This window comes from Psychromonas sp., from assembly GCF_041586535.1.
Classification (GTDB): Bacteria; Pseudomonadota; Gammaproteobacteria; order Enterobacterales; family Psychromonadaceae; genus Psychromonas.
Genome location: NZ_JBFGZY010000005.1, coordinates 40144 through 47892 on the forward strand (window position 1 = coordinate 40144; position 7749 = coordinate 47892).

Consider the following 7749-nt stretch of genomic DNA (forward strand, 5'->3'; position numbering starts at 1 on the left):
TTTATGCTTCTAGATCATTTAGCGATACTACCAATAATAACGCCGATGCTACTCGGGATTGTTTTGTTATTCGCACGCTTACACGAAAATATGAATAGCCAACGCGTCATCGCAATCTGTGGGCAAGCCATCGGCTTGCTAATTGCAATCGTTCTGCTGCGCACTGTTATTATGCAGGGACCAATTGTTTATCAGTTGGGTAATTGGCAGCAACCATACGGCATTGCTCTCTATGTTGACCAGGTAAGCGCATTATTGGTGCTGTTAACCAGTCTGGTTGCTTTTTGTGCGCAGATATATAGCTGTGCAGGCGATGATAAACAAGGGATATTTTTTCACCCTTTAATGATGTTTCAGGTCGCCGGTATTTGTGGCGCATTTTTAACAGCTGATATCTTCAATTTATTCGTATTTTTCGAAATCCTGCTTATGGCATCGTATTCATTGATGATCCATGGCGGCGGTAAAAACCGTGTGTTGGCAAACTCCCACTATCTATTCCTTAACTTGTTGGGTTCGTCAATATTTCTGATTGCACTCGGGACCATTTACGCAGCCTTTGGCACCCTAAGTTATGCCGATCTATTACTTAAAGCGCAGAACATTGAAGGCACTCAGTTATTACTCGCCCAAGCCGGTATATTTTTGTTATTTGTTGTGTTCGCACTCAAATCAGCAATGTTACCTTTGCATTTATGGCTGGCCAAAACCTATAGCGCAACCAGCGCGCCGGTCGCAGCGCTGTTTGCTATATTGACCAAAGTTGGTTTGTACTGCTTATGGCGTATTCATGGCGTGGTATTTGGCAGCGGTACAGAGCCATTATCAGCGCCAATCATGGAATGGTTAAGCCCACTGGCATTGCTAACCATTGCCCTTGCGGTGGTGGGTATACTGGGTAGTAAAACTCTACGTCAGCTCGCAAGTTATTTAATCATCGCTTCAGTTGGCAGTTTACTGCTTATTATCGCCCAACATAATGCACAGGCTAGCGCAGCAGGGTTCTACTACCTTATCCACAGCACGCTAGCCGGCTGCGCCATGTTCTTGTTTGCAGGTATTGTTGTTCGCCTAAGACCTAAGGCGCAAGACCGATTTGTAAGTACACGCGCCCTGCCATCTGCAGGATTGTTAAGCTTTATCTTCCTGGTGATGGCGATAGCAATGATTGGTTTACCGCCTTTATCCGGCTTTATTGGCAAAGCCTTATTGCTTAAAGCAACATTTGGCAGTTCGTGGATGATGACCAGCTGGGCTCTTATTTTGCTTAGCTCTTTGGTAACTCTGATTGCAGCATCGCGCACTACCAGCCATCTATTTTGGAAAGCAAGCGGCGACGCTGCCGAAACAGACAAAGTGCATAATCTGGAGCTTATACCTCTATACGTCATCGCATTCTTATTGCTCTGCCTGGTGGTTTTTGCCAACGATGTCGAAGGCTTTACCCAATCAGCTGCCCAGCAACTGCATCAATTTCCACTGCCACAAATGCTTAACCTTAAGGGGGGTCAGTAAATGTCTCGTTTATTTCCGATGCCTTATCACAGCTTGATGTTATTCACGGTTTGGATACTGCTTAATGGTTTTGCTGCAGGCAATCTTTTACTCGCTGTTTTTTTTGCAATAGGCATACCGGTGCTGGTCGCGCCTTTGTGCCCGAAAGAACCCGTTGCCAATCAGCCGCTAAAAGTTATCATCTATTTTTTACGCTTATTGGTTGATATCGTTAAGAGTAACTTTGATGTTGCGCTTAGAATACTGCAAAGCAACCGCACACTAAAGCCGGGTATGATTGCGTATCACCTTGAATTACAGGGCGATCTCCCCCTTACCATCTTGAGTAGCACAATCTCCCTAACACCGGGTACCCTCAGTGCTGATTTTTCTAAGAATAAGAGCATTTTATACGTGCATGTTCTTCACCTAGACGATGAACAAGCTATTATCGATAACATCAAGAACCGTTACGAACTACCGCTTAAGGAGATTTTCAAATGCTAGCGCTAAGTCTACAATTTGCCATGGTTTGTATTTTTGTTTCACTACTATTAAACGCCTGGCGCCTAATCATAGGCCCGGAAACTACGGATCGCATATTGGCGGTTGACACCATGTACGTAAATAGTGTCGCACTCATTATTTTGTTCGGTATCTACACCCAAAGCGACGTTTACTTTGAGGCGGCAGCGTTGATTGCCCTGCTCGGTTTCATTAGTACGGCAGCATTTTGTAAGTTTTTGTTGCGCGGCGACATCATTGAATAGGCCATATAAATGTTAGAAATCATCTGTAGTATCTTACTTATTATTGGCGGTATATTTATATTGCTTGGCTCGTATAGCATGGTTAAATTACCAGATTTCTATACGCGTTTGCACGGTCCAACGAAAGCTTCAACACTGGGGGTTGGCTCTGTAATTATTGCTGCGATAGTATTTTCAGCCAGCAATGGTGGTGTGTCACTTAAAGAGCTAATTATTTTGTTATTTTTATTTATTACTGCGCCGGTGGCCGCGCATATGCTGGCAAAAGCAGCACTGCACATTCAGGTCAAACAGCGTAAAGACAGTGTAAACGACAAACTATTTGAGCAGGCCAAACAGCAAAAAGACCGCCAAGAGTGATATACCCAAGCTACCCCAAGATGCAAAAATCAGCAAGTCGATAAATGATGAGGTTCTAGGCAGAAGGATGATGAACTAATCATTCTAAATCAAAACCTTTAACACCGAAGATTATCGTTTATTGTCTTGCCCTTTGGGAGTTCCGCCCGAAAGCCAGCACTGCGTTGCAACACTTGAAAAGGGAGTAACCATTCTCATCATGTTACGTCTTGTTCTGGCACCCGGGCGAAGCTCTGAATTTGCATCTTGAGGTAGTTTGGGTATAAGTGGATACCCTAATGATCTACCTTGGCTGGCGGAATTGCGTGGCAGGCAAATTATCTTAATAGTGCACAGCCAGCCACACAGTTTCAACATCTGGATCTGTCCAACTGACTTTGTGTTTCTGCAAAGCCGGTATCTCGATATAATCCCCGGCTTTTAAATGTACCTCCTGCTGATCAGCAAAAACTAACATCGCCTGCCCCTGTAACACTATCACCCATTCATTGCGCGGCTGCTCATACCAGCCATCGAGCGGTGAGCTATGCCCTTTTGATACTATCCTCTCGATTTCAACCCCATTATTCCGGACGATATCTTCAAAGAGCTCTGCGGGTAACTCTTTGGGGATATTGGCAAATATATTGGCCATTAAATCTGTTCCTTACAGTTTTTTTACGCAGGCAGCATAAGCATCTCCCTGCGGCAAAAATTCAAGCTGATGGGTTAAACATAGCAGTTTATCGCGCGGATCATGGCTGACAAAAAGGATATGCGTCGCACTATTGGCTGCAATATAATCGATCAATGCAAGTACTTTCACACGATTATAATTATCCAACCCCTGACAGGGCTCATCCAATATCAGGATCAGCGGTAATTTCACCACCGCACGGGCAATTAAAGCCAAACGCTGTTCACCGTAGGATAATGCATTGAAGGAGGTGTTCTCTTTATCTGCCAGACCTAATAATAGCAACCATTGTCTGGCTATCTCTATTTGACTCTGTTTTGGAGTCTCATATAAACCAATGCTGTCAAAAAAACCGGAGAGAACGGTGTGCAGCAGGTTAGTTGATACGCGGTAATCGCGATGCAACTGCGCGCCAACCACCCCATAATGACGTTTTATATCCCAGATAGACTCGCCGCTGCCGCGTTTAACCCCGAAAAGGGTAATATCCTGACCATAAGCTTTACTGCTGTCACCGGAGATCATCGCTAATAAGGTCGATTTTCCAGAGCCGTTCGGCCCTGCAATCTGCCAATGCTCCCCCTGGTTAAACTGCCAGTTAAGATCTTTAAAAACGGAGTTTTCCGCAAAAGAAACGGATACATTAACAAGATCCACCAGCGGAAGAGTTTTATTGATATGATCATAGCTTATACAGTCAGGCAGATGGTGAGGCAGAGTGTAATGGGATTGCGTCAGGGTTTTCCACTGCGGCGACGCAATGATCTCCTCTCGATTACCGGAAAGTTTTATTTCCCCCTCCCGCAGGTAAACCAGTTTTTTTATTTCACCGGGTAAACTGCTATGGTAAAAATCAAACAATATAATACTAAGCCCTTCTGCAATCAGCTGATTGAGAACCTTAGTTAACTGCGCCTGCGAACCGATATCCAAACCGGCATAGGGTTCATCCAAAATTAATAATTGCGGTTTGCATAGCAAAGCCCTTGCCATCAGCACCTTGCGCGTCTCGCCCGTGGATAATATTTTAAAAGGTTTATCAAGCAGGTTTTCGATTGCCAGCAGGCTAATGATTTTGTCAAAATCATCCGTTACAACAATATTGTCGCTGTTATCCTGACAAATCACCTGCCGCGCAGAGCGTCCCCAGTCCACCCCACCCTCGAGATATTCACTGTCGTCATGCAGACGATCATATTCCAGTGTGACAGCTTCTAGTTCAAAACTTAAGCTGCTATGTTTTTCAGTTAAGCGCACACTGCCCGAATAATCTTTGATGCAGCCCAGTAAAATCTGTGCCAATAAAGATTTTCCACTGGCATTATCCCCTACCACTAACAGTGACTCACCTCTTTGCAGAGTTAACTCTTCTACATTCAATGTCAGGTTATTATCGGATTGTTTATGGTTAAACTGATAAGAAAGGTTTGAAATAGTCAGCATAAAACCTCGCAGTTAGATTGTGTTAAAAGATCATTGCACTTTTTAAAGGGCATAAACAGATATTGGTAACGAAGTATTTTAAAAAAACCTCAGCACAGAGCATAAATCAGCATACCGGTTAAGGTAAAGATCCAGTAAACTTCAAACAACCATTTATCTCTCAGAGCCAATCTTATGAATTATCTATCCTGTGTTGAAGTTCAGCCGCAAACAAAAGCAGATGCAGCCGTTATCTGGTTGCATGGTTTAGGTGCCGACGGACACGATTTTGAAGGCGTTGTCCCGCAGCTGAAGTTACCGGAAAATAGTGCTATTCGTTTTGTGTTTCCGCATGCCCCCTCTATTCCGGTAACTATTAATGGCGGTTATATCATGCCTGCCTGGTACGACATTATGGACCAGAGCATTGAGCGTAAGGTTGATTTATCCCATTTAAACGATTCTGCTGTGAAAATCCAGGCTTTGATTGATCGCGAAATTGAGCGCGGTATCTCTTCGGATCGGATTGTCATTGCCGGATTTTCTCAAGGTGGCGCAGTTGCACTCCAGGCGGCATTGACCTATCCGAAACCACTGGCAGGCTTGCTGGTGATGTCGAGCTACTTTGCCAGCAAAGAGAGTATTCAGATTAACCCTGCCAATAGTGCTATTAAGCTTGCCATCATGCATGGCAGTTTGGACCCTATCGTCAACCCGATCCTCGGGAAACGGGCATTGCAATCGCTTGCTGAAATGGGATTTCACCCCGACTATAAAAGTTATACAATGGGGCATAATGTTTGCGCTGAACAAATTAATGATATCTCGGCCTGGTTGCTTGGATGTTTAGCTGATAAATAACAACTACTTTCATATAACAAGATTAAGGTAAAAAAATGGCCAGACAAGTGACATATGTTTTTAAAGGTAAGCGCAAGACTATTCAGTTTTCCTATAACCAGTTCCACGATATCTATGAAGCAGCCGCAGATGCTGAAGGGGTTGATTTACAACACTTTCTGAACATGGAGAAACAGCTGGAAATGAGTTGCCGGGGTCAGGGAATAGTGAAAAATTTCCGCCAGACGGAATTTGCCAAGATGGGGTTTGAGGAGATTAAATTTTTGCGTGATGAACCCCTGAGTAAATAATTTTCCTTCCTTAACGCAGAACATAAACACGGGAAGATGATTAATCCGGTATTGCCGAGCTGCGAGCTGAAAATACCGGATAATTCTTTAATGTGTGATTAGTGGCTCAACCAGCCCTTCTCAACTGCCAAGTCAATTTCGGAGCAAGCATAACTCCATAATTTAGGGGCTAGATCCTGCAGATATTGGTTGCGTTTAAGCACTTGGTGCTTTTTAACCTCATGTTTAGCCCAACTACCGCCCTGGTTAGCCATATTCTGAATCAGCGGCAGGATACAATCCATCGCTTTAGCAAATCGGGCATCAGCGCTTTCCGCCTGTTCAAACTCCAGCCATAATGTTTGAAATAACTGAAATTGCGTTTCCGGTAATAAACCGAATAAACGATTGGCAGCCCTTAGCTCTTTTTCCTCCTGGGCATCGAGATCCTGCTGCGCCGCAAAGGCAAAAGTATCGCCTACATCAATTTCGACAATATCATGAATAAGCAGCATGCTGACAACCCGATTTATATTCACCGGCTCCTGTGCATATTGATGAAAAACAGTCGCCACCATGGAAATATGCCAACTGTGCTCGGCACTGTTTTCCTGACGATTATCATCGGATTGCACCATTGTTTTACGGTAAACCGCCTTTAAACGATCTAGCTCCATTATAAAGTTTAGCTGCTGTTTTAATTCTTTCATTATCAATCCAAAATTGCTCAAACCAATGGCCGGAAACTTTATCATATAACCCTTAAACAGATCTCTTAGAACTTTCATGCGGGAAGAAATTTTTTAGGCATTTACCCTGCAAAGGGCAATCAATAACCCGATTATCAGTGAGATATCTAAGCGCTTAGTACTTATTTCCTCGAATCTGACTTATATTAAGCATCTTGAAGCAATTATTACTCGTATAAATATTTAATATTTGCTATATTATTGCGCCATGATCACTGGTTACACTTTTTTGTTTTATACAAATTGGGCAGTAAGTTAGGGTTATGGTTATCTTAATAAATTTAATTCTGTGTTTATGACCTAATAAAATCATAAGCATATTAATTTCGGAGTGTTGCAATGAAAGTTCGTGCATCCGTTAAAAAAATCTGTCGTAACTGTAAAGTTATCAAGCGCAACGGTGTTGTGCGTGTTATCTGTGTAGAGCCAAAACATAAACAACGTCAAGGCTAAGACCGATTTTGGATCCATTAGTTTAAGCTTCATTAACAGCTGAACTAGATTTTCTTTTTTTTCATTTGCCGAGTATCCTACCGGGCTTTTCGCAAATGATTCATTTACTTTTAAGGAGTGCATAGTGGCCCGTATCGCTGGCATTAACGTTCCTGATCATAAGCATGCTGTGATTGCATTAACTGCAATTTTCGGTATCGGCAAAACTCGCTCACAGAAAATCTGTGCAGCAGCCGGCATCGCAGAATCAGCTAAACTGAAAGATCTGGACGAATCACAAATTGAAGCTCTTCGTACTGAAGTAGCTACGTTCACCGTTGAAGGTGATTTACGTCGTGAAGTATCTATGAACATCAAGCGTCTAATGGACCTTGGTTGTTACCGTGGACTTCGTCATCGTCGCAGCCTGCCTGTACGTGGACAGCGTTCTAAAACGAATGCTCGTACCCGTAAAGGTCCGCGCAAAGCAATTAAAAAATAGGGTAAGAGATCATGGCTAAAACTCCAACTCGTGCTCGCAAGCGCGTTAAAAAGCAAGTTGCTGATGGTATGGCTCATATCCATGCTTCTTTCAACAACACAATCGTAACTATTACAGACCGTCAAGGTAATGCGCTTTCCTGGGCAACTGCCGGTGGTTCTGGTTTCCGTGGTTCTCGTAAATCTACTCCGTTCGCTGCACAGGTTGCTGCTGA

General features: G+C 43.5%; 12 protein-coding genes. 9 read left to right on the forward strand and 3 right to left on the reverse strand.

Annotation, left to right across the window (positions count from 1 at the left end; genetic code table 11):
* Nucleotides 1-3: 3 nt before the first annotated feature.
* Genes ABZA00_RS01410 through ABZA00_RS01425 form a run of 4 tightly spaced genes read left to right on the forward strand, consistent with a single transcriptional unit; the run spans nt 4 to nt 2624 of the window.
* Nucleotides 4-1515 carry a monovalent cation/H+ antiporter subunit D gene (locus ABZA00_RS01410; RefSeq protein ID WP_372880355.1) on the forward strand — a complete coding sequence of 504 codons (1512 nt, stop codon included), beginning with the start codon at nt 4-6 and terminating at the stop codon, nt 1513-1515.
* Entirely contained in the window at nt 1516-2001 is a 486-nt protein-coding gene (locus ABZA00_RS01415; protein ID WP_372880356.1) for a Na+/H+ antiporter subunit E, read from the forward strand. It abuts the gene before it with no gap.
* Complete coding sequence (locus ABZA00_RS01420; RefSeq protein WP_372880357.1) at nt 1995-2264, forward strand: K+/H+ antiporter subunit F; 270 nt, start codon at nt 1995-1997, stop codon at nt 2262-2264. The genes ABZA00_RS01415 and ABZA00_RS01420 overlap by 7 nt, the downstream gene beginning before the upstream one ends.
* A 9-nt stretch (nt 2265-2273) precedes the next feature.
* The gene (locus ABZA00_RS01425; protein WP_372880358.1) at nt 2274-2624 is read left to right on the forward strand and encodes a Na+/H+ antiporter subunit G; all 351 of its coding nucleotides are present in this window, start codon (nt 2274-2276) and stop codon (nt 2622-2624) included.
* Between the two features lie 322 nt (nt 2625-2946).
* Here ABZA00_RS01425 and ABZA00_RS01430 read toward each other — a convergent pair whose 3' ends face one another.
* Entirely contained in the window at nt 2947-3258 is a 312-nt protein-coding gene (locus ABZA00_RS01430) for a cupin domain-containing protein (RefSeq protein ID WP_372880359.1), read from the reverse strand.
* 12 nt (nt 3259-3270) lie between these two features.
* On the reverse strand, nt 3271-4743 hold the full coding sequence (locus ABZA00_RS01435) for an ATP-binding cassette domain-containing protein (protein WP_372880360.1): 1473 nt from the start codon (nt 4741-4743) through the stop codon (nt 3271-3273).
* A gap of 174 nt (nt 4744-4917) precedes the next feature.
* On the opposite strand from ABZA00_RS01435, the gene ABZA00_RS01440 reads away from it, so the two are divergent.
* Both ABZA00_RS01440 and ABZA00_RS01445 read left to right on the forward strand, forming a co-directional pair.
* Nucleotides 4918-5583: an alpha/beta hydrolase gene (locus ABZA00_RS01440; protein WP_372880361.1), complete on the forward strand. Its 666-nt coding sequence runs from the start codon at nt 4918-4920 to the stop codon at nt 5581-5583.
* A gap of 35 nt (nt 5584-5618) precedes the next feature.
* The gene (locus ABZA00_RS01445) at nt 5619-5873 is read left to right on the forward strand and encodes a DUF2960 domain-containing protein (protein WP_372880362.1); all 255 of its coding nucleotides are present in this window, start codon (nt 5619-5621) and stop codon (nt 5871-5873) included.
* A gap of 98 nt (nt 5874-5971) precedes the next feature.
* Here the strand turns inward: ABZA00_RS01445 and ABZA00_RS01450 are convergent, their stop codons facing one another.
* Entirely contained in the window at nt 5972-6562 is a 591-nt protein-coding gene (locus ABZA00_RS01450) for an HD family hydrolase (protein WP_372880363.1), read from the reverse strand.
* A 378-nt stretch (nt 6563-6940) separates the two neighbouring features.
* On the opposite strand from ABZA00_RS01450, the gene rpmJ reads away from it, so the two are divergent.
* From rpmJ to rpsK, 3 genes are all read left to right on the forward strand, one after another.
* A complete protein-coding gene (rpmJ, locus tag ABZA00_RS01455; protein WP_005417265.1) occupies nt 6941-7054 on the forward strand; it encodes a 50S ribosomal protein L36 in 114 nt (37 codons plus the stop codon).
* 124 nt (nt 7055-7178) lie between these two features.
* A complete protein-coding gene (rpsM, locus tag ABZA00_RS01460; RefSeq protein ID WP_372880364.1) occupies nt 7179-7535 on the forward strand; it encodes a 30S ribosomal protein S13 in 357 nt (118 codons plus the stop codon).
* Nucleotides 7536-7546: 11 nt separating this feature from the next.
* The coding region (gene rpsK, locus ABZA00_RS01465) for a 30S ribosomal protein S11 (RefSeq protein ID WP_372880365.1) at nt 7547-7749 on the forward strand (203 nt) is incomplete at its 3' end.